20 protein-coding genes are annotated in these 20,301 nt (G+C 67.1%); 15 read left to right on the forward strand and 5 right to left on the reverse strand.

Annotated elements, in window-relative coordinates; translation table 11 throughout:
- Nucleotides 1-190: 190 nt before the first annotated feature.
- A complete protein-coding gene (locus ACODR1_RS16140; RefSeq protein ID WP_488881357.1) occupies nt 191-706 on the reverse strand; it encodes a GNAT family N-acetyltransferase in 516 nt (171 codons plus the stop codon).
- Between the two features lie 157 nt (nt 707-863).
- On the opposite strand from ACODR1_RS16140, the gene secG reads away from it, so the two are divergent.
- The 6 genes from secG (at nt 864) to ACODR1_RS16170 (ending at nt 6,415) form a co-directional block, all read left to right on the forward strand.
- Entirely contained in the window at nt 864-1,304 is a 441-nt protein-coding gene (secG, locus tag ACODR1_RS16145; protein ID WP_488881358.1) for a preprotein translocase subunit SecG, read from the forward strand.
- 77 nt (nt 1,305-1,381) lie between these two features.
- Complete coding sequence (gene pyrG / locus ACODR1_RS16150) at nt 1,382-3,034, forward strand: CTP synthase (protein WP_488881359.1); 1,653 nt, start codon at nt 1,382-1,384, stop codon at nt 3,032-3,034.
- A gap of 116 nt (nt 3,035-3,150) precedes the next feature.
- The gene (rpmF, locus tag ACODR1_RS16155) at nt 3,151-3,333 is read left to right on the forward strand and encodes a 50S ribosomal protein L32 (RefSeq protein WP_007671126.1); all 183 of its coding nucleotides are present in this window, start codon (nt 3,151-3,153) and stop codon (nt 3,331-3,333) included.
- Nucleotides 3,334-3,561: 228 nt separating this feature from the next.
- A complete protein-coding gene (locus tag ACODR1_RS16160; RefSeq protein ID WP_488881360.1) occupies nt 3,562-4,548 on the forward strand; it encodes a retroviral-like aspartic protease family protein in 987 nt (328 codons plus the stop codon).
- A gap of 94 nt (nt 4,549-4,642) precedes the next feature.
- Complete coding sequence (gene eno / locus ACODR1_RS16165) at nt 4,643-5,923, forward strand: phosphopyruvate hydratase (RefSeq protein WP_488881361.1); 1,281 nt, start codon at nt 4,643-4,645, stop codon at nt 5,921-5,923.
- Nucleotides 5,924-6,079: 156 nt separating this feature from the next.
- Nucleotides 6,080-6,415, forward strand: a complete 336-nt coding sequence (locus ACODR1_RS16170) for a hypothetical protein (protein ID WP_488881362.1) — start codon at nt 6,080-6,082, stop codon at nt 6,413-6,415.
- 6 nt (nt 6,416-6,421) lie between these two features.
- Here the strand turns inward: ACODR1_RS16170 and ACODR1_RS16175 are convergent, their stop codons facing one another.
- Complete coding sequence (locus ACODR1_RS16175; RefSeq protein WP_488881363.1) at nt 6,422-6,898, reverse strand: hypothetical protein; 477 nt, start codon at nt 6,896-6,898, stop codon at nt 6,422-6,424.
- Nucleotides 6,899-7,403: 505 nt separating this feature from the next.
- Here ACODR1_RS16175 and ACODR1_RS16180 point away from each other — a divergent pair.
- From ACODR1_RS16180 to ACODR1_RS16210, 7 genes are all read left to right on the forward strand, one after another.
- On the forward strand, nt 7,404-7,700 hold the full coding sequence (locus ACODR1_RS16180; RefSeq protein ID WP_058348879.1) for an FtsB family cell division protein: 297 nt from the start codon (nt 7,404-7,406) through the stop codon (nt 7,698-7,700).
- 175 nt (nt 7,701-7,875) lie between these two features.
- On the forward strand, nt 7,876-8,907 hold the full coding sequence (gene pdhA, locus ACODR1_RS16185; protein WP_165255628.1) for a pyruvate dehydrogenase (acetyl-transferring) E1 component subunit alpha: 1,032 nt from the start codon (nt 7,876-7,878) through the stop codon (nt 8,905-8,907).
- The gene (locus ACODR1_RS16190; protein ID WP_488881364.1) at nt 8,904-10,259 is read left to right on the forward strand and encodes a pyruvate dehydrogenase complex E1 component subunit beta; all 1,356 of its coding nucleotides are present in this window, start codon (nt 8,904-8,906) and stop codon (nt 10,257-10,259) included. The genes pdhA and ACODR1_RS16190 overlap by 4 nt, the downstream gene beginning before the upstream one ends.
- Before the next feature lie 138 nt (nt 10,260-10,397).
- Entirely contained in the window at nt 10,398-11,696 is a 1,299-nt protein-coding gene (locus tag ACODR1_RS16195; protein WP_488881365.1) for a pyruvate dehydrogenase complex dihydrolipoamide acetyltransferase, read from the forward strand.
- 117 nt (nt 11,697-11,813) lie between these two features.
- Complete coding sequence (locus tag ACODR1_RS16200) at nt 11,814-12,290, forward strand: glutathione peroxidase (RefSeq protein ID WP_488881366.1); 477 nt, start codon at nt 11,814-11,816, stop codon at nt 12,288-12,290.
- Between the two features lie 77 nt (nt 12,291-12,367).
- Nucleotides 12,368-13,768, forward strand: a complete 1,401-nt coding sequence (lpdA, locus tag ACODR1_RS16205) for a dihydrolipoyl dehydrogenase (protein WP_488881367.1) — start codon at nt 12,368-12,370, stop codon at nt 13,766-13,768.
- Nucleotides 13,769-13,884: 116 nt separating this feature from the next.
- Nucleotides 13,885-15,297, forward strand: coding sequence for an OprO/OprP family phosphate-selective porin (locus ACODR1_RS16210; RefSeq protein WP_488881368.1), 1,413 nt, complete (start codon nt 13,885-13,887; stop codon nt 15,295-15,297).
- A gap of 154 nt (nt 15,298-15,451) precedes the next feature.
- Here ACODR1_RS16210 and ACODR1_RS16215 read toward each other — a convergent pair whose 3' ends face one another.
- The 3 genes from ACODR1_RS16215 to ACODR1_RS16225 form a co-directional block, all read right to left on the reverse strand.
- Nucleotides 15,452-15,847 carry a DoxX family protein gene (locus ACODR1_RS16215; protein WP_488881369.1) on the reverse strand — a complete coding sequence of 132 codons (396 nt, stop codon included), beginning with the start codon at nt 15,845-15,847 and terminating at the stop codon, nt 15,452-15,454.
- A gap of 96 nt (nt 15,848-15,943) precedes the next feature.
- Nucleotides 15,944-17,488, reverse strand: coding sequence for an AMP-binding protein (locus ACODR1_RS16220; protein WP_488881370.1), 1,545 nt, complete (start codon nt 17,486-17,488; stop codon nt 15,944-15,946).
- A gap of 143 nt (nt 17,489-17,631) precedes the next feature.
- Entirely contained in the window at nt 17,632-18,675 is a 1,044-nt protein-coding gene (locus ACODR1_RS16225) for an alpha/beta fold hydrolase (protein ID WP_488881371.1), read from the reverse strand.
- An 83-nt stretch (nt 18,676-18,758) separates the two neighbouring features.
- Between ACODR1_RS16225 and lipA the strand changes: the two genes are divergently transcribed.
- Together lipA and ACODR1_RS16235 are read left to right on the forward strand one after the other, a co-directional pair.
- Complete coding sequence (lipA, locus tag ACODR1_RS16230; RefSeq protein ID WP_101717885.1) at nt 18,759-19,736, forward strand: lipoyl synthase; 978 nt, start codon at nt 18,759-18,761, stop codon at nt 19,734-19,736.
- 4 nt (nt 19,737-19,740) lie between these two features.
- Nucleotides 19,741-20,193: a type II toxin-antitoxin system RatA family toxin gene (locus ACODR1_RS16235; protein WP_488881372.1), complete on the forward strand. Its 453-nt coding sequence runs from the start codon at nt 19,741-19,743 to the stop codon at nt 20,191-20,193.
- Nucleotides 20,194-20,301 lie beyond the last annotated feature (108 nt).

Consider the following 20,301-nt stretch of genomic DNA (forward strand, 5'->3'; position numbering starts at 1 on the left):
CGCGACAGCTCCCCCTTCAGGGGGAGCATCTTGGACAAAGGGCCGGAGGGGGGGCGTTCTCAGCTTTCGAGGCTTCGAACGAGGCTTCGAAAAGTCATCACCAACGCCCCCCACCGATCGCTACGCGATCGCCTCCCCCACAGAGGGCAGGTTCGCCGACAGCTCCCCTTTCAGGGAGAGCGTCCTGGGTTCAAAGCTCCAGGTCGAACAGCCGTCCATCCCGGCGTTCGCCGTCGCGGTCGACCTGGCCCTTGAGATAGGCCGCGCCCTTGAAGCCCAGGCGCTCCAGCAGCTTCTCGGCGCGGGCGTCGCCCACCTGGGTGCGGGCGATCACGTGCTTGAGGTCGCTGGCGGCGGCGTGGGCGAGGAGGGCGGTCACCGCCTCGTGGGCGTAGCCGCGGCCCCAGCTTTCGCGGGCCACGATGAATCGCAGTTCGGCTCGGTGGCGTCGCTCGTCGATCTCGACGAACTCGCAGGCGCCGACGAAGTCGCCGGTCGCGCTCAGCCGGATGGTCCAGTAGAGCGCAGTCCCGGCCAGCATGTCCTCGACCTGGCCGGCGACGCAGGCGGCGACCTCGTCCGGATCCTCCAGCGGGGCGCGGTCCCAGTGGGCCATCAGTTCCGGATCGCTGAGGAACGGATAGATGAGCGGAGCGTCTTCGGCGACCAGCGGCTTCAGCGTCAGGCGTTCGGTCTCGAGAATCATGCGCGCCCTAAAACCTGTATTGGGAAACTAGAGTTGGGGAACTTGAGTTGGCCAGCCTTCGCCCCACCTATGGCGTGCGCGCGCCGGTAGTGGTAGAGGGGCCGCTTCGTTTTTCACAGTCGGTTCGCCGGCTGCCCGGATCGAGAACTGTTTCGTCATGCTCATCGGCATCCTGCTGGCCATCAACATCATCGTCTGCATCACGCTGATCGGCTTCGTGCTGCTCCAGCGCTCGGAGGGCGGGGCCCTTGGCATGGGCGGCGGCGGCGCCGGCAGCTTCATGACCGCGCGCGGCGCGGGCGACTTCATGACCCGCATGACCTGGATCCTGTTCTCGGTGTTCCTGGTCATCAGCCTGGTCCTGACCGTCCTGACCGGCCGCATCGGCGGCGCCGACTCGGTGGTCGACAAGCTGAAGATCGACAGCCTCGACACCAAGACCCTGAACGCCCCGGTCGCTCCGAGCGTCCCGGCTCCGGGTTCGGCCGTTCCGGCTCCGGGCGCGACCGCGCCGAGCGCCGTGCCGGCTCCGCAACTCAGCGTTCCGGCTCCGGCCGCCCCGGCGCCGGCCGCTCCGGCCCAGACCCCCGCCCAATAAGGGCGGGGGAGTAAAACTTGTTTATGAACGTCGGTCTTTTCGCCGCGATCGCCGAATCGCGGGTAATCTGAGCGCCCATGACGCGGTACATTTTCATCACCGGCGGCGTGGTTTCCTCCCTTGGAAAAGGCCTCGCCTCCGCAGCGCTGGGCGCTCTCCTGCAGGCTCGTGGCTACACGGTTCGCCTGCGTAAGCTCGACCCCTATCTCAACGTCGATCCGGGCACCATGAGCCCGTATCAGCACGGCGAGGTGTTCGTCACCGACGACGGGGCCGAGACCGACCTGGATCTGGGGCACTACGAGCGCTTCACCGGCGTGTCGGCCAAGAAGGCCGACAACATCACGACCGGCCAGATCTACAAGACGATCATCGAGAAGGAACGCCGCGGCGACTATCTGGGCGCGACCGTCCAGGTGATTCCGCACGTGACCAACGAGATCAAGGACTTCGTCCTCTCGCCCGCCATGGACGAGACGGGCCAGAAGCCGGTCGACTTCGTGCTGGTCGAGATCGGCGGCACCGTCGGCGACATCGAGGGCCTGCCGTTCTTCGAGGCCATCCGCCAGCTGCGCCAGGACCTGCCGCGCGGCCAGAGCTGCTACGTGCACCTCACCTTGCTGCCGTTCATCAAGACGGCCGGCGAGATGAAGACCAAGCCGACCCAGCACTCGGTCAAGGAACTGCGCTCCATCGGGATCCAGCCGGACATCCTGCTGTGCCGTTGCGAGCAGGAGATCCCGGTCGAGGAAAAGCGCAAGATCGCCCAGTTCTGCAACGTGCGCCCGAGCGCCGTGATCCAGGCGCTGGACAGCTCTTCGATCTACGCGGTGCCGATCGACTATCACAAGGAAGGCCTCGACGCCGAAGTGCTCGACGTCTTCGGCATGAGCGACGCCCCCAAGCCCGACCTGTCGCGTTGGGAAGCCATCGACAACACCGTCCAGCACCCGGACGGCGAGGTCACGATCGCGGTCGTCGGCAAGTATACGGTCCTGAAGGACGCCTATAAGTCCCTGATCGAGGCCCTGCACCACGGCGGGCTGGCCAACAAGGTCAAGGTCAACCTGGACTGGGTCGAGAGCGAGACCTTCGAGGGCGACGAGGGCGCGGCCGCGGCCCGTCTCGAGAACGCTCACGCCATCATGGTGCCGGGCGGCTTCGGCGAGCGCGGCGCGGAAGGCAAGATCCGGGCGGCCCAGTTCGCCCGCGAGCGCAAGGTGCCGTACTTCGGCATCTGCTTCGGCATGCAGATGGCGGTCATCGAGACCCTTCGCAACGTCGCGGGCATCACTGACGCCAGCTCCAGCGAGTTTGGGCCCACCGACCGTCCGGTCGTCGGCCTGATGACCGAGTGGATCAAGGGCAACGAGATGGTCTCCCGCAAGGCCGGCGACGACCTGGGCGGCACCATGCGCCTGGGCGCCTACGACGCCGTCCTGCAGCCGGGCTCGAAGGTCGCCGAGATCTACGGCGACACCGACATCGTCGAGCGCCACCGTCACCGCTACGAGGTCAATATCGGCTACAGCCACAAGATGGAGGAGGCGGGTCTCAAGCTCACCGGCCGTTCTCCGGACGGCGTGCTGCCCGAGATCGTCGAGCGCGACGACCATCCGTGGTTCATCGGCGTTCAGTTCCACCCGGAACTGAAGAGCCGTCCGTTCGCTCCGCACCCCCTGTTCGCCAGCTTCATCGCGGCGGCCAAGGAGCACGGACGACTGGTCTGAACTGGCGAGTTGCATGTCTGGAGAGATTCAGGCATAAGCGCGCCCTCACGCGGCGGCTAGGGTCCAACCCGAGTCGCCGCTTTCGATTTTCACGCTCAGCGAGCAGAGTCACTCCGATGGCCGTTCCTAAAAGAAAAACTTCGCCTTCTCGCCGGAACATGCGCCGGTCGCACCACGCCCTGGGCGCCAACTCCTTCGTGGAAGACAAGGACTCGGGCGAACTGCGTCGTCCGCACCACGTCGACCTGAAGACCGGCCTGTATAACGGCAAGCAGATCCTGACCCCGAAGGAAGACTAAGGTCTTTCTTCCTCGCGGGGCCTCCTTCGAGGGCGCCTCGCCAGGATTTCGCGTCTGACGCTTCGAAAGCGCCGCCCGGCTCGCCTGGGCGGCGCTTTTCGTCGTTTCCAGGCCCAAGCGGTGCTACGATGGCGCTCGGATCGCCATAGGGACGATCCCAACAAAGCCAGGAGCGCGGTCAGCGCCCATAAGGCGCGATCGAAACTCCGGCGGACTGGGAGGTTCGCCATGTTCACGCGTCGCGCGCTCGCGTCCGGTCTGGGCGCATCCTTGGCTCTCGGCGCTGCGCCGTTCTCGGCCCACGCCGTCTCGCCCGGCCAGATACCGCCGACCACGCCCATCACGCCGCCGCCGGCCGCGCCCCTGCCGCTCTATGTCATCGACGCGGCGATCGACGATTCCGAGCGGATGACCGTCGAGACCATGATCAACGGTCGCGGGCCGTATCGCTTCGTCGTCGATTCGGGGGCCGACCGCTCGGTCGTCTCCGGCGCCCTGGCCGCGAGCCTCGCCCTGCCGCGCGGGCGGGACGTCATGGTCCACGGCATCGGCGGCTCCGCCGTGACCCCTACCGCCCATATCGACCAGCTGGTCTCCGGCGAGGCGCGGCTGGCCGGGGTCGAGCTTCCGATTCTGCCGCCCGAGCGGGTCGGCGGCGATGGCCTTCTGGGCATCGACATCCTGCAGGACCGCTCGGTGGTCATGGACTTCAAGCGCAAGCGCCTGGAGGTCCGTCACAGCACGCCGGAGTACCGCTTCTTCCGCCGCGCCCAGGAGGTGCAGGTCGTCGCCGACCAGAAGTTCGGCCGGCTGACCATCGTCAACTGCCGGATCAACAACATCCGCACCCTTGCCTTCATCGACTCGGGCGCGGGCTCGTCGATCGGCAACATGGCCCTGTCGCGGGCCATCCAGGCCAAGCAGCGCAAGGGCGCCGATCCGGCCCTGGCCGTCCGCCTGCTGGGCGTCGCCGGCGGCGAGACCATCGGCGAGTACCGGATCGTCAGGTCGATGAACATGGGCGAGCTGCGTATGACCAACCTGGCCGTGGTCTTCGCGGACCTGCACATCTTCGATCACTGGAAGATCAGCGACAAACCCGCGATCCTGCTGGGCGTCGACGTCCTCAAGCTGTTCGCCCGGGTGGAGCTGGACTTCGGCGCCGAGCAGCTGCTGTTCCGGCTGGGGGCCGAGCGGCCGACGCTGCAGGCCTGACGCGGCGGAACTTCACGCTGGTCGAACGCCGGTCTTGGTTGCGGCGACGCAGCGCGGCGGCTAAGGGGAAGCGCCTTTTCTTTCGGGAGCTCCCATGACCGAGATCGTCGACATCATCGCCCGCGAAATCCTCGACAGCCGCGGCAATCCGACGGTCGAGGTCGACGTCGTCCTCGAGGACGGCGCCTTCGGTCGCGCCGCGGTGCCGTCGGGCGCCTCGACCGGCGCCCACGAAGCCGTCGAAAAGCGCGATGGCGACAAGTCGCGCTATCTCGGCAAGGGCGTCCGCCAGGCCGTCGACGCCGTCAACGGCGAGATCTTCGACGCGCTGTCGGGCGTCGACGCCGAAGACCAGCGCCGCATCGACAGCCTGCTGATCGGCCTGGACGGCACGCCGAACAAGTCGCGCCTGGGCGCCAACGCCATCCTCGGCGTCTCGCTGGCCGTCGCCAAGGCCGCCGCCGAGTCGGCCGGCCTGCCGCTGCACCGCTACATCGGCGGCGTGAACGCCCGCGTCCTGCCGACCCCGATGATGAACATCATCAACGGCGGCGCCCACGCCGACAACCCGATCGACATCCAGGAGTTCATGATCCTGCCGACCGGCGCGGCCAGCTTCTCCGAAGCCCTGCGCATGGGCGCCGAGATCTTCCACGGCCTGAAGAAGGCCCTGAAGGACGCCGGTCACAACACCAACGTCGGCGACGAGGGCGGCTTCGCCCCGAACCTCGCCTCGGCCGAAGCTGCGCTCGACTTCATCGTCAAGGCCGGTGAAGCCGCAGGCTACAAGGCCGGCGACGACTTCCTGCTGGGCCTCGACGTCGCCTCGACCGAGTTCTTCAAGAACGGCAAGTACGAGCTGGAAGGCGAGGGCAAGTCGCTCGACCCGGCCCAGATGGTCGACTACCTGGCCGGCCTGGCCGCCAAGTTCCCGATCGCCTCGATCGAGGACGGCATGGCCGAAGACGACTTCGACGGCTGGAAGCTGCTGACCGACACCCTGGGCAAGAAGGTCCAGCTGGTCGGCGACGACCTGTTCGTGACCAACCCGGCCCGCCTGCAGATGGGTCTGGACAAGGGCCTGGCCAATTCGATCCTGGTGAAGGTCAACCAGATCGGCACGCTGTCGGAAACCATCGACGCCGTCGAACTGGCTCACCGCCACGGCTACACCAGCGTCATGAGCCACCGCTCGGGCGAGACCGAGGACAGCACCATCGCCGACCTGGCCGTGGCCCTGAACTGCGGTCAGATCAAGACCGGCTCGCTGGCCCGTTCGGACCGGCTCGCCAAGTATAACCAGCTGCTGCGCATCGAGCAGCAACTGGAAGATCAAGGCGTCTACGCCGGTCGCGCCGCCCTCAAGGGCCGCTGATCCTCCTCATCTTCGGATGAACAAGAGCGCGTCGGGTTCGCCCGGCGCGCTTTTTGTTTGATCGCCAAGAAATCTGCGTCGCCTAGATTGTTTCTGCGAATGGGGATTCGTACGGGGCGTACTCCCGCCGTATCTCGCGAATTGGGGCAGACGCCGATGAAGACCAGAACTGTTCACGCCATAGCTTTCGCCCTGATCGTCGCCGGAGCGACCGGGCGCGCCACCGCGGCGCATGCCGATCTGGTGAGCGGTTCGATCATCGCCACCGAAGGGCACAGTTCCCCGTCTTGCCGGCGGGTCTTCCTGAAGACGGCGGATGGAACGGTGCTGACGTTTCGCATTCCCGCCACGAGCGGCGGCGACAGCATTCTCTCCGTGACTCTCACGGCTCTGAGCACCGGGCGTCGGGTGGAGCTCGCCTACACGCCAGGACAGACCACCGGCTGCGGCGTCGAGCCGGGCATCGAGTACGTGACCATTCACGCCGGCTAGAACCGCTCAGCCCGGGGTGGCGCTCAGGAGCTGCGCCCGGGCCCTCACGTCGGCCAGGGTGACATCCTTCTTCATGACCATGTAGCCGGTCACGGCGTGCCAGCCGTCCTCGCCGACCCCGCCGGTGTCGCCGTCGGTGACCGCGCCCGTGACTCGGTCCGTGGTCGGCATCACGGGTTTGCCGGGCAGGGCGATCTCGCCCAGCACCAGGTCGTTGGCGTCATTGGTGCGATTGCGCCAGCCGCAGCTCTCAAAGCGCACTAGGCGCTCGGGCGCGAAGGCCTGGGTCAGCAGCATCAGTTTCATCGTGCCGTTGGCGGCGATCTCGGCCTGCTGCATGGCTTTCACCTCCAGCCGCGACACGGCGCGGCCGTAGGTCACCCACCGATCCTCGCCCTCCCACAGCGTGCGGAAGATCGAGGCGTTCATCGGAATCACGAGGCCGCCGCCGAAATCGAGCCTGGGCGGGTCGCCCTTGATCATGTCAGGCCCGCCGCGACGTCCCTTGACGATCCCACCCTCGCTGCGTTGCCGCGCGGCGGCGGGGAGGGCGACAGCTGCGCCCGCCAATCCCATCAGCGCCTGTCGTCGAAGCATGCTGTTCCTCCCCCCGAAGCGGGTCGATTTTGCACATGCCAAGCGTGCACGTTCGCTATCGATCAACCCTTCCGGATCATTTCGCTGCCTCGACGGCGGCGATTCTGAGGCGAGGGCGCCTGCAAAACAGGCGTGACCGCCCCTTGAATAAAAAAGTTGGCCCACATTTTTTCTATAAGCGTGGCCGCTCTTAGAAAACCGCCGGTTTTCAATGCTCTCGCGCGTGCGAAGGAAATGCCGCGATGCGGTATCTCGATGCCCCTGAAACGGTCTCACTTGAAAGTATTTTCGTGTCGATCGCGAGAGACTTGCAAGCCCTTTGCGCTGTTGGGGATTTAGACCATGTTAAGCACGTTCTGGCAGCCTGAAGCTCCCTGTCCGGGATTCGCCGATGTTCGCTCGACTGCAACCCTACCTGCCGACCGCGGCGCTTCTTCTCCTGATCACGTACTTCGTCTTTCACGCTCTGACGGGCGAGAGAGGCCTGCTTTCCTCGTCTCAACGCAACGCGGACTTGGCCGCCAAGACGATGGAACTTAAGAAGATCCGCGCTGAGAGGATGGACCTGGAGGCCCGGGCTCGTCTATTACGCAGCGGCAGCTTGTCGGCCGATCTTCTGGAGGAACGTGCGCGTTCGCTCCTTGGATACGCCGATCCCAAGGACTACGTGATCCGCACCAAGCGCTGAGCTGGGTCGGCTCCCGCCGGTCCTAAGCTGCCTTGTAGACCACGCTTCGAGTTGCAGCTCGAGGGGCGGTCTAGGCGTCAACACGAGCGCCTTCCTGCGCCAAAAGCCGCTCTGCGGCGGGCAACGGAAGCCTCTGAGATGAAGGCCGTTATGATGATTGGCCAGGGAGAGTTTAATGGCGCGAACGCGCAAGGGTGAAGCCCCGGCGGAGAAGGCTACCGACACCGGTGTCAACGCCTTCGTCGGCAAGGAAGAGCTTCTCAAATTCTATCAGGACATGCTGCTGATCCGCCGCTTCGAGGAGCGTGCTGGCCAGCTTTACGGCATGGGCCTGATCGGCGGGTTCTGCCACCTCTACATCGGTCAGGAAGCCATCGCGGTCGGCATGCAGTCGATCTCGCACAAGGGCGACCAGATCATCACCGGTTACCGTGACCACGGCCACATGCTGGCCGCCGGCATGGACCCGAAGGAAGTCATGGCCGAGCTCACCGGTCGCGCTGGCGGTTCGTCGCGCGGCAAGGGCGGCTCGATGCACATGTTCGACATCGCCACCGGCTTCTACGGCGGCCACGGCATCGTCGGCGCCCAGGTGGCGCTCGGCACCGGCTTGGCGCTGGCCAACCACTACCAGGGTAACGGCAACGTCTCGTACGCCTACTTCGGCGACGGCGCGGCCAACCAGGGCCAGGTCTACGAGAGCTTCAACATGGCCCAGCTGTGGAAGCTGCCGGTCGTGTACGTGATCGAGAACAACCAGTACGCCATGGGCACCAGCGTCGAGCGTTCGGCGTCGGAAACCGCCTTCCACAAGCGCGGCGTCTCGTTCCGGATCCCGGGCGAGGAAGTCGACGGCATGGACGTGGTGGCCGTGCGTGAAGCCGGCGCCCGCGCCAGCGAGCACGCCCGCAGCGGCCAAGGTCCCTACATCCTTGAGATGAAGACCTACCGTTATCGCGGCCACTCGATGTCGGACCCGGCCAAGTACCGCACCAAGGAAGAAGTCGACGAGGTCAAGACGACCCGCGATCCGATCGACCACATCAAGGAACGCCTGGCCGCGGCCGGCGTCACCGAGGACGATCTGAAGACGGTGGACGCCGAAGTGAAGCGTATCGTGGCCGAAGCGGCCGAGTTCGCCCGCACCAGCCCCGAGCCGGATCCCTCCGAACTCTACACCGACGTATACCTGGAGGCCGCCGAGTGACGGACATCCTGATGCCCGCGCTTTCCCCCACGATGGAGGAAGGCACCCTGGCCAAGTGGCTCGTCAAGGAAGGCGACACCATCAAGGCCGGCGACGTGATCGCTGAGATCGAAACCGACAAGGCGACGATGGAAGTCGAAGCCGTCGACGAGGGCGTGGTCGAGGCCATCCTCGTCGCGGCCGGCTCGGAGAACGTCAAGGTCAACACGATCATCGCCAAGCTGGCGGGTGAAGACGGCGCCTCGGCGTCGGCTGCTCCGGCCGCCGCCCCGGTCGTCGCCGAAGCCCCTTCGGCTCCGGTCGCCGCGGCTCCGGCCCCGATCGCCGCCGCCTCGAACTTCGCGGATCCGGAACTGCCGGAAGGCACGCCGACCAAGAAGATCACCGTGCGCGACGCCCTGCGCGACGCCATGGCCGAAGAGATGCGTCGCGACGACCGCGTGTTCCTGATGGGCGAGGAAGTCGCCCAGTACCAGGGCGCCTACAAGGTCAGCCGCGAACTCCTGCAGGAGTTCGGCGACAAGCGCGTCATCGACACCCCGATCACCGAGCACGGCTTCGCCGGCATGGGCGTCGGTGCGGCGATGGCCGGCCTGAAGCCGATCGTCGAGTTCATGACCTGGAACTTCGCCATGCAGGCGATCGACCACATCATCAACTCGGCCGCCAAGACGCTCTACATGTCGGGCGGTCAGATCAAGTCGTCGATCGTGTTCCGCGGTCCGAACGGCGCGGCTTCGCGCGTCGGCGCGCAGCACAGCCAGGACTATGCGGCCTGGTACGGCAACATCCCGGGCTTGAAGGTCATCGCGCCGTACGACGCGGCCGACGCCAAGGGCCTCCTGAAGGCCGCCATCCGCGATCCGAACCCGATCGTCTTCCTCGAACACGAGATGATGTACGGCCACGAGTTCGACATCCCGGACGTCGAGGACTACGTCGTGCCGATCGGCAAGGCCAAGGTCCGTCGCCAGGGCACGGACGTGACCCTGGTCGCCTACAGCCGCATGGTGGGCTTCGCCCTGCAGGCCGCTGAAGCGCTGGCCGCCGAAGGCATCTCGGCCGAGGTCGTCGACCTGCGGACCATCCGTCCGATGGACCACGCGACGATCCTGGAAAGCGTCAAGAAGACCAACCGCCTGGTCACGGTCGAGGAAGGCTGGGGCCCGATGGGCGTCGGTTCCGAGATCGTCGCCCGCATCACGGAGTTCGGTTTCGACTACCTGGACGCCCCGCCGCTGCGGGTCCACCAGGAAGACGTGCCGCTGCCCTATGCAGCCAACCTGGAAGCCCTGTCGCTGCCTTCGGTCGACAAGATCGTCAAGGCGGCCAAGGCGGTCTGCTACCGCTAAGACCGGCGCGGCCCCTGCTCCTGGCGAGCGGGGGCCGCATCGTCTTGGCCAACGAATTCATCCCGCCCCAGGGCGGGGTATCGTGGACGCCGGCCAACTTGGTCGAAGCCGTCCCGAACGCTTGAGGAAAGAGCTCAAATGTCGATCGACATCCTGATGCCCGCCCTGTCGCCCACCATGGAAGAGGGCACCCTCGCCAAGTGGCACGTCAAGGTCGGCGACACCGTCAAGGCCGGCGACGTCATCGCCGAGATCGAGACCGACAAGGCCACGATGGAAGTCGAAGCCGTCGATGAAGGCGTGATCGAAGCCATCCTGGTCGACGCCGGCACCGAGAACGTCAAGGTCAACGCGCTGATCGCCAAGCTGGCGGGCGAGGGCGAGAGCCCCGCGCCGGCTCCCGTCGCCGCGCCGGCCGCCGCTGTCGCCGAGGCCCCGAAGGCTGCTGCTGCTCCTGCCGCCGCGCCCGCGCCGGCCGCCCCGGCCCCGGCTGCTCCGGTCGCCGCCGACGGTTCGCGCGTCTTTGCTTCGCCGCTGGCCCGCCGCCTGGCTTCCGCCGCCAATCTCGACCTGAAGTCCATCAAGGGCTCGGGTCCGCACGGCCGCGTCGTGAAATCGGACGTGGAAGCCGCCAAGAGCGGCGGCGCCCCGGCCGCCAAGGCCGCGCCGGCTCCCGCCGCCGCTGCTTCGGCGCCGGCCGCCGAGCCGCGCAAGGTGCAGTCGCTGGAGCAGATGGGCATTCCCGCCGGCTCCTACGACCTCGTGCCGCTGGACGGCATGCGCAAGACCATCGCGCGCCGCCTGACGGAAAGCTTCCGCGACGTTCCGCACTTCCCGCTGACGATCGACATCGAGCTGGACGGCCTGCTGGCCGCCCGTTCGAAGATCAACAGCCTGCTGGAGGGCCAGGGCGTGAAGGTGTCGGTCAACGACATCGTCATCAAGGCGGCCGCCGTGGCGCTGAAGCGCGTGCCGGAGGCCAACGCCTCCTACACGCCCGAAGGCATCGCCATGCACAAGCATGCCGACATCGCCGTGGCCGTGGCCATCGACGGCGGCCTCATCACCCCGATCATCCGCGCCGCCGAGACCAAGGGCCTGGCCCAGATCTCGGCCGAGATGAAGGACCTGGCCGCCCGCGCCAAGGCCAAGAAGCTGAAGCCCGAGGAATTCCAGGGCGGCACCTTCTCGGTGTCGAACCTCGGCATGTTCGGCATCAAGGCCTTCTCGTCGATCATCAACGAGCCGCAAGGCGCGATCATGAGCGTCGGCGCCGGCGAGCAGCGTCCGGTGGTCAAGAACGGCCAACTGGCCGTGGCCACGGTCATGACCGTGACTCTGACCTGCGATCACCGCGTGGTCGATGGCGCGGTCGGCGCCAAGTTCCTGGCGGCCTTCAAGCCGCTGATCGAGGAACCGCTGACCCTGATCGTCTAAGAGCGCTTCTGGAATCCTCGCCCCTCGGTCAAACGCGGGGCGAGGATTTCGAAAGCGGCTCGGCGAGGCCCCATCCTGGATCTTTCAGGACGGGGACGGCCCCGAGGAGAACACGCGATGTCGGTCTACGAATTCTCGGCCAAGACGCTTCAAGGCAAGGACGTCAGCCTGGCTGACTATCGCGGTCAGGTGCTGCTGATCGTCAACACGGCCAGCAAGTGCGGCTTGACCCCGCAGTACGAAGGTCTCGAGGCGCTCTACAAGGCGAACAAGGACCGCGGCCTGACCATCCTGGGTTTTCCCTGCAATCAGTTCGGCAGCCAGGAGCCGGGCACGGCGGAAGAGATCGGCAGCTTCTGCTCGCTGACCTACGACGTGACCTTCCCGATGATGGCCAAGATCGACGTCAACGGCCCCTCGGCCCATCCGCTCTACGCCTGGCTGAAGAAGCAGCAGAAGGGCGTGCTGGGCACCGAGGGGATCAAGTGGAACTTCACCAAGTTCCTGATCGACCGCGACGGAAACGTCGTCGAGCGTTTCGCCCCGACCACCAAGCCTGAAGACCTCCAGGCCGCCGTCGAGGCGCTGTTATAGAATTTCCCAGGCCGGCTGGCGCCGGTCGTTCGACGCCGCCGCTCCCCCGGCGCGCGTCCAAGCTAGGGTAAGACACTATGTCCACGGAATTCGATGTCGTCGTCATCGGCGCCGGTCCGGGCGGCTACGTCGCCGCCATCCGCGCCAGCCAGCTGGGCCTGAAGACGGCGATCGTCGAGCGTGAGAACCTGGGCGGCATCTGCCTGAACTGGGGCTGCATCCCCACCAAGGCGCTGCTGAAGTCCGGCGAGATCTTCGAACAGCTGTCGCACCTCGACAGCTACGGCCTGGCCGTCGAGAAGCCTTCGTTCGACTTCACCAAGATCATCGAGCGCTCGCGCGGCGTCGCCAAGACCATGTCGGGCGGCATCGCCTTCCTGATGAAGAAGCACAAGATCGAGGTCATCGAGGGCGAGGCCAAGCTCGAGAAGGGCGCGCCCGCTCCGAAGGTCGTGATCGCGCTGAAGGCCGGCGGCAGCCGCACGGTCCAGGCCAAGAACGTCATCCTGGCCAGCGGCGCTCGCGCCCGCAACATCCCGGCTATCGGCGCCGTTTCCGACGGCGACAAGGTCTGGACCTACCGCGACGCCCTGGCGCCGAAGTCGATGCCCAAGTCGCTGGTCGTCATCGGCTCGGGCGCCATCGGCATCGAGTTCGCCAGCTTCTACCGCGCCCTCGGCGCCGAAGTGACCGTCGTCGAAGCCGTCGACCGCATCATGCCGGTCGAGGACGCCGAAGTCTCCAAGGCCGCCCAGAAGGCCTTCGAGAAGCGCGGCATCAAGTTCCGCATCGGCGCCAAGGTCACCAAGATCGACAAGACCGCCACCGGCGTGTCGGTCTCGGTCGAGGTCGGCGGCAAGGCCGAGCAACTGACCGCCGAGAAGTGCATCGTCGCCATCGGCATCGTTCCGAACACGGAAGGTGTCGAGTCGGTCGGCCTGACGCTCGACCGCGGCCACGTGGTCACCGACAAGCACTGCAAGACCAACGTCCCGGGCCTCTACGCCATCGGCGACGTCGCCGGCGCCCCCTGGCTCGCCCACAAGGCCAGCCACGAAGGCATCCACGCGGCCGAGCACATCGCCGGCTACAAGACCCCGAACGTCCATTCGCCGATCCCGGGCTGCACCTACGCCAACCCGCAGGTCGCCTCGGTGGGCTACACCGAAGCCGCCGCCAAGGCGGCCGGCATCGAGGTCAAGGCCGGCCGCTTCCCGTTCAAGGTCAACGGCAAGGCCGTTGCCGCCGGCGAGACCGAAGGCTTCGTCAAGACGGTGTTCGACGGCAAGACCGGCGCGCTGATCGGCGCCCACATGATCGGCCACGAAGTGACCGAAATGATCCAGGGCTTCGTCACCGCGATCACCCTCGAGGCGACCGAAGAAGACCTGCACGGCATCGTCTACGCTCACCCGACCATGTCGGAAGCCATGCACGAAGCCTCGCTCGACGCCTACGGCCGCGTCCTGCACATTTAATCCGTCATCGAACGATTTTCGCGGCGACTGTCGCGAAACTGTCGTTGAAGTGTCGCATTAGGAAGGCCCGTTCGGAGCACCCTCCGGACGGGCCTTTTCATGTCCGGAGCAACGCCGTGCGCCGATCCGTCCTGCCCCTGCTGGCCACCAGCGCCCTTGGCCTCGCCACGCCGGCCTTCGCCCAGGACGGCGCCATCAGCGCCGACGAGGCAGCCGCCATGCGCGCCCAGATTTCGGCCCTGAAGGCCCAGATCCAGCTGATGGAGCAGAAGCTCGACGCCGCTACGGGCGCGCCGCAGCGCACGGCGGCGCCGGCCATTGCAGCTACGCCCCAGCCGGCGACGATCGCCGCGGCCGCGCCGTCGAAGGCTCCCGCGACGACCGAAATCGCCTGGAAGGGCTCGCCCCAGTTCACCAGCAGCGGCGGTCGCAGCTTCAAGGCCAAGGGGCGGATCCAGACCGACGTCGGCTATGTCGGCCGTCCCGACGGTTCGACCGATCGCGGCCTGGGCTACGCCGCCGAGATGCGCCGTATCCGCCTGGGCGGGGAAGGGGGGCTGGGCGCCGGCATCGGCTACAAGCTGGAGCTGGAGCTGTCCGACAATAGCGTCGACCTGGTCGACACCTTCGTCACCTACAAGAACGGCGGCCTGCTGCTGTCGATCGGCAACCAGAACCAGTTCCAGTCGCTGGACGAACTGACCGGCGACACCTCCGGCTCGGTCATGGAGCGCGCGGCCTTCACCGACGCCTTCAACTTCGAGCGCCGCCTGGGGATCGCCGCCCAGTACGAGAAGGCCGCCTGGCTGCTGCAGGCGGGCCTGTTCGCCGACGACATCACCGCGCTTTCCAACGACAGCGACGGCGAGACCGGCGGCGACGAGAACAACAGCTACGGCCTCGACGGGCGGCTGGTCTATGCGCCCAAGCTTGGCGACATGCAGCTGCACTTCGGCGGCTCGGCCCACTGGCGCGACCTCAAGCGGGTCGGCGACGCCGGTACGCGCTACCGCCAGCGGCCGTTCGTCCACACCAGCAACACCCGCCTGATCGGAACCTCGACCCTCGACGTCAAGGACGAGGCCCACTACGGGCTGGAGGCCGCCTTCGTGCGCGGCCGCCTGCACGGCGCGGCCGAGACCCACTGGCTGCGCAGCGACATCGCTACGGGCCCTGACGCGGAGTTCTTCGGCGGCTATGCCGAGCTCGGCTGGTTCCTGACCGACGACACCCGCGGCTACAAGGGCGGCATCTTCGATCGCGCCAAGCCACGCAAGCCCTTGGGCGGCGGCGGTCTCGGCGCGGTGCAGGTCAACGCCCGCTACGACTACCTCGACCTCAACGACGGCGCGATCGTCGGCGGGCGGCAGGACGCCTGGATCGCCGCCTTGATCTGGCAGCCGGTCGAGTACCTGCGCTTCAACGTCAACTACGCCTACCTCTCGTACCAGGACGCCACGCCTCTCGCCGGCGGCGACCGCGACTACGGCGTGCACGTGACCGGCGCGCGCATGGAGTTGGATTTTTAGAACCCTCTCCCAGAGGGAGAGGGAGGGACCCAGGCGAAGCCTGGGAGGGTGAGGGGTTACGCCGCTGGCCGGCGTGCCGGCACGCCGTCGATCGTCCCTAACCCCTCATCCGACGGCTACGCCGCCACCTTCTCCCTCTGGGAGAAGGAAGCCGCTACGGCCGCTTCCGCACCTGCGCATCCACGCTCCACTCCCCCGGCCCGGCGAACACCAGGTACAGAAAGACGAAGCAGAACAGGATCGCGGCCTCGCCGCCGTTCAGGGCCGGCCAGAAGCCCTGGCTGGCGTGGGCGAGGAAGTAGGCCACGGCCATCTGGCCCGACAGGATGAAGGCCACGGGCCGGGTGAAGAGCCCCAGCACCAGGAGGCCGCCACCGATCACCTCGAGCCACGCCGCCGCCAGCAACATGGGCGGCAGCGGATCGGGCGCGCCGGGCTGCGGGGCAGGGAAATGGAACAGCTTCATCAGGCCGTGCTCCATGAAGAGCAGGGCGGCGATCACCCGCAGCAGGCTCAGCACCCGCGGCGTCCATACGATCAGTCGTTCCAAGCGTGTCTCCCGTTCGCTGTCGTTCGAGGAACCGGCCGCCGCCTTCGGGCGGCGACCGTAAGCTCTACTGCAACGCGGCGCGCGGGCGCGGGTTCGTCAGGCCGCGGCCTCGGCCATGCGCTGGATGGCGACGTAGTCGGTCTTGCCGCTGCCCAGCACGGGCACCTGGGTGACCTTGAGGATCTTGCGCGGCACGGCCAGTTCCGGTGCGCCGATCGACTGGGCGTGAGCCACCAGCGGCGCAGCGTCGGCGCTCTGGCAGTCGGTGACCAGCACCAGACGCTCGCCCTTCTTCTTGTCGGGCATCGAGATCACGGCGTGGCGGGCGGTCGGCCACACGGCCACGGCCAGGTCCTCGGCGGCGGTCAGCGACACCATCTCGCCGCCGATCTTGGCGAAGCGCTTCACCCGGCCCTTGATGGTGATCCACTGGTCGTCGGTCATGGTGACCACGTCGCCGGTATCGTGCCAGCCATCCTCCGGGGCGTCGACGCCGCCGTCCTCGCGCAGGTAGCCGGACATGATGTTGGGGCCGCGCACGAAGAAGCGACCGCCTTCGGTGATGCCCTCGACGGGCTCGATACGGGTCTCCATGCCCGGCAGCAGGCCGCCCACGGTGCCCGGGCGGTTGTCGGTGGGCTTGTTGACCGCGATCACCGGCGAGGCCTCGGTGGCGCCGTAGCCTTCCAGCACCGGCACGTCGCCGAAGCGTTCCTTGATCAGGGCGTGGGTCTCGTCGCGCACCTTCTCGGCGCCGCAGACGATGAACTGCAGGCCGCCCAACTCGTCGGTCTCGGAGGCGCGGGCGTACTGGTTGACGAAGGTGTCGGTGGCCAAGAGCAGCGAGGCCTTGGCGTCCTTGATCAGCGGCGGGATCTGCTTGGTGTGCAGCGGCGAGGGGTACTCGAACGCCTTCATGCCCTGCAGCAGCGGCAGGATCACACCGCCGGTCAGGCCAAAGCAGTGGAACACCGGCAGCGGGTTGAACATCACCCAGTTGGGATCCAGCGGGATGTGCGCGGCGATCTGGGCGGCGTTGGAAACGAGATTGGCCTGGCTCAGCACCACGCCGCGCGGCGCGCCGAAGCTGCCCGAGGTGAACAGCACCACGCCCTTGTCCGAGGGCTTGGCGGGGGCGCGGAACTGGCGCGGGAAGGCCCCGGCGGCGGCGGCGAACAGCTTGTCGGCCAGGCCGATCGTCTTTCGCACATCCTCCAGGTAGACGACCTTGGCCAGGTCGTCGATCGCGTCGACCACGTCGTGCAGCTTGCCTAGTTCGATGAACTTGTGGGCCGTCAGCACGTGCTTGACGTTGGCCAGTTTCACCGCCGCCTTGATGTTCCGCAGGCCCGCCGTGAAGTTCAGCATGGTCGGCACGCGGCCGAAGGCGTGCAGGGCGAAGAACACCACGACCGCGCCGACGCCGGACGGCAGCAGCACGCCGACGTGCTCGCCGGGCTTGGTCATGGCCGCGACCTTGCGGCCCAGGGCGAAGCTCGCCCGGATCAGGTCGGTGTAGCTGAGCGGGTTGCGGTCCTGGTCTTCCAGGATCGGCTTCTTCGCTCCGAACTTGTCCTTGGCGTCGATAAGGGCGTCGAAGAGCGCCTTCTGGCCGTCTTCAGCTTTGTAAACAACCGGCATGCCGGCGAAACCTCCCACAAAGACGGTGGTTCCGCCCTCGTTCGATTGAGACGGGACCCTAGCGGCCCAGGCGCGGTTTGCAAAGATCGGTCACGTTTCGTGAGCGAACCGCGTTTTTTAGATGGTGCGTCGGCCCTTGTGGCTCAAGGCGTCGCGGGCTTTAAGCGGCCGGCGCCGCGCACGGTCGCCAGCACAGCCTCCAGCCAGGGGCCGCGCACCGAATCCCGTTCCAGGTGCAGCGCATGACGTCCGCCGGCCAGGCGAGTCTCGCGGCAGTCGGCCAGGGCCTTGCAGACCGCTTGCTGGGCGAAGGCAGGGGTGACGGTGTCCGCATCGCCGGCCAGCAGGACGACCGGGGTCTTCACGCGGGAAAGGTCGCGGGCCGTCACGTCCAGCACGTCGTAGAAGGCCGCGTACTGGCCAAGGCTCGGCGCGCCCATCCGCAAGTCGGGATTGGCGGTCTGCCAGGCGTGGTTCACCGCGCCGCGCTCGCGATCGCTGGTCAGGCCCAGGGCGCGATCGTCGGGAGCATCGCGCCGCCAGTCGGCCGCGCCGGGCCAGGGCTGCGACGACAGCCGGAGCCGCCGGGCCCACTGCGCCGCCTGGATCAGCTGGCCCTTGGGGCGGGGCAGGGACGACAGCTCGAAGACCGGGGCCGACAGGACCAGTGCGTCGACCATCAGGCCTTCCTCGATGGCGCGCAGGGCCACCAGGCCGCCCTGGCCCTGGCCCAGCACGGTCAGCGGCAGGCGCCCGTCGGGGCGGATCACCACCTTGACCATCGCCTTGGTCGCGGTGACGTCGGGCGCGTAGCTTTCGACATGGCCGCGATCGCGCCTGCCGGCCAGACGCTCGGATCCGCCCTGGCCCTGGCGCTCCAGGATCCAGACGACTACGCCCTTGGCGTTGAGGTCGCGGGCCGTCTCGAACCAGGTTTCGGCGCTCTCGCCGTAGTCGGTCAGGATCAGCACCTGGCTGGTCGCCGCGCCATGCGGGGCCGAGACGCCGTAGCGCTGGATTCTATCCTCGCCGACCTGGACATAGCCCCAGGCCCAGCCGGCGGGCGGCAGGAAGCGGCGCTCGAGACCCGGCGGGGTCCGGCTGTCGGCGAAAGGCGCGCGCGATCCTTGCTCGCCGCAGGCGAAAAGGGGCAGGGCGAGCAGCAGAACGAGAGCGAAGCGACGCATATACGCCACTCATTTCGCGCCTTTGCGCCGCATGCAAGATCGAGAGCTTGATCCGGAGGCCAAGAAGGCCGATCTAGGCCCACATGGTCACGTTGATCGACACGCTGAAGGCCCGCGGTCCCGAGGATCGCGCCGTTCGCCACCCCGAAAAGCAGAATCGCCCGGATACGCCGGTCCTGCGTAAACCCGAGTGGCTGCGCGTGCGCGCCCCGGGCTCGGGCCAATACAACGAGACCAAGGGCATCGTGCGCGAGCACAAGCTCACCACGGTCTGCGAAGAGGCGGCCTGCCCGAACATCGGCGAGTGCTGGAGCCAGAAGCACGCGACCATGATGATCATGGGCGAGATCTGCACCCGCGCCTGCGCTTTCTGCAACGTCACCACGGGCCTTCCGACCCAGCTTGATCCCGACGAGCCGCGCCGCGTGGCCGAGGCCGTCGCCAAGATGGGCCTGAACCACGTGGTCATCACCTCGGTGGACCGCGACGACCTGATCGACGGCGGCGCCCGCCACTTCGCCGAGGTGGTCACCGCCATCCGCGCGGCGGCCCCCAAGACCACCATCGAGATCCTCACCCCCGACTTCCTGCGCAAGGACCGGGCCGAGAACGTGGTCATCGACGCCCGTCCGGACGTCTTCAACCACAACCTCGAGACCGTGCCGCGGCTCTATCTGAAGATCCGCCCAGGCGCCCGCTACTACAACTCGCTGCGCCTGCTGGAGCGGGTGAAGGAGCGCGATCCTTCCCAGTTCACCAAGTCCGGCCTGATGGTCGGCCTGGGCGAGACCAAGGAAGAGGTCATGCAGGTCATGGACGACATGCGTTCGGCCGGCGTCGACTTCATCACCATCGGCCAGTACCTGCAGCCCACCCGTAAGCACGCGGCCATCGACCGCTTCGTGACCCCGGAAGAGTTCAAGGCCTATGAGGCGATCGCCCGGGCCAAGGGCTTCCTGATGGTCTCGTCCAGTCCGCTGACCCGCTCGTCGCACCATGCCGGCGAGGACTTCGCCAAGCTGCAGGCGGCGCGCCGGGCCCTGGACGCCAAAGCCGGCTGATCCCTTGCACCGCCACGTCGTCACCCGGGTGCTGCCTTACGCGCCCGAGCAACTCTTCACGCTCGTCGGCGACGTCGAGGCCTATCCGTCCTTCGTGCCGTGGATCACGGGCATGCGGACCTGGAACGCCCACGAGAGCGGCGAGGTCAGCAGCCTCGACGCCGAGGCGCAGGTCGGCTTCTCGTTCCTGCGCGAGAAGTTCGCCACTCGCGTCCGTCGGGACCGCTCGGATCTCAGCGTAACCGTCAACCTGCTCTACGGGCCGTTCAAGCGCCTGTCGAACCAGTGGCGGTTCTCGGAACATCCCGATGGCGCGACCATCGATTTCGTCATCGACTTCGCCTTCAAGGCCAAGCTGCTCGACACCATGCTGGCGGCCAATATGGACCGTGCGGTCGATAAGCTGATCGCCTGTTTCGAGGCCCGCGCGGCGCTGCTCTACGGTACGGAGCGGTAAGGGGGGGGCGGTTCCCGCCCGTCTCCCAATCTGCATACTAGCCTGCTTTCCTGGGCCCTGTGCCCAGGATCCATCGTTCAGCTTGTGCGGCGTCGCTGGTCCGAGCGC

Source organism: Caulobacter sp. FG7 (assembly GCF_057808875.1).

Coding starts and splice junctions, on each gene's coding strand:
- ACODR1_RS16140 (WP_488881357.1), bottom strand. CDS start 706: ATGATTCTCGAGACCGAACGCCTGACGCTGAAGCCGCTGGTCGCCGAA.
- secG (WP_488881358.1), top strand. CDS start 864: ATGCTCATCGGCATCCTGCTGGCCATCAACATCATCGTCTGCATCACG.
- pyrG (WP_488881359.1), top strand. CDS start 1,382: ATGACGCGGTACATTTTCATCACCGGCGGCGTGGTTTCCTCCCTTGGA.
- rpmF (WP_007671126.1), top strand. CDS start 3,151: ATGGCCGTTCCTAAAAGAAAAACTTCGCCTTCTCGCCGGAACATGCGC.
- ACODR1_RS16160 (WP_488881360.1), top strand. CDS start 3,562: ATGTTCACGCGTCGCGCGCTCGCGTCCGGTCTGGGCGCATCCTTGGCT.
- eno (WP_488881361.1), top strand. CDS start 4,643: ATGACCGAGATCGTCGACATCATCGCCCGCGAAATCCTCGACAGCCGC.
- ACODR1_RS16170 (WP_488881362.1), top strand. CDS start 6,080: ATGAAGACCAGAACTGTTCACGCCATAGCTTTCGCCCTGATCGTCGCC.
- ACODR1_RS16175 (WP_488881363.1), bottom strand. CDS start 6,898: ATGATCAAGGGCGACCCGCCCAGGCTCGATTTCGGCGGCGGCCTCGTG.
- ACODR1_RS16180 (WP_058348879.1), top strand. CDS start 7,404: ATGTTCGCTCGACTGCAACCCTACCTGCCGACCGCGGCGCTTCTTCTC.
- pdhA (WP_165255628.1), top strand. CDS start 7,876: ATGGCGCGAACGCGCAAGGGTGAAGCCCCGGCGGAGAAGGCTACCGAC.
- ACODR1_RS16195 (WP_488881365.1), top strand. CDS start 10,398: ATGTCGATCGACATCCTGATGCCCGCCCTGTCGCCCACCATGGAAGAG.
- ACODR1_RS16200 (WP_488881366.1), top strand. CDS start 11,814: ATGTCGGTCTACGAATTCTCGGCCAAGACGCTTCAAGGCAAGGACGTC.
- lpdA (WP_488881367.1), top strand. CDS start 12,368: ATGTCCACGGAATTCGATGTCGTCGTCATCGGCGCCGGTCCGGGCGGC.
- ACODR1_RS16220 (WP_488881370.1), bottom strand. CDS start 17,488: ATGCCGGTTGTTTACAAAGCTGAAGACGGCCAGAAGGCGCTCTTCGAC.
- ACODR1_RS16225 (WP_488881371.1), bottom strand. CDS start 18,675: ATGCGTCGCTTCGCTCTCGTTCTGCTGCTCGCCCTGCCCCTTTTCGCC.
- lipA (WP_101717885.1), top strand. CDS start 18,759: ATGGTCACGTTGATCGACACGCTGAAGGCCCGCGGTCCCGAGGATCGC.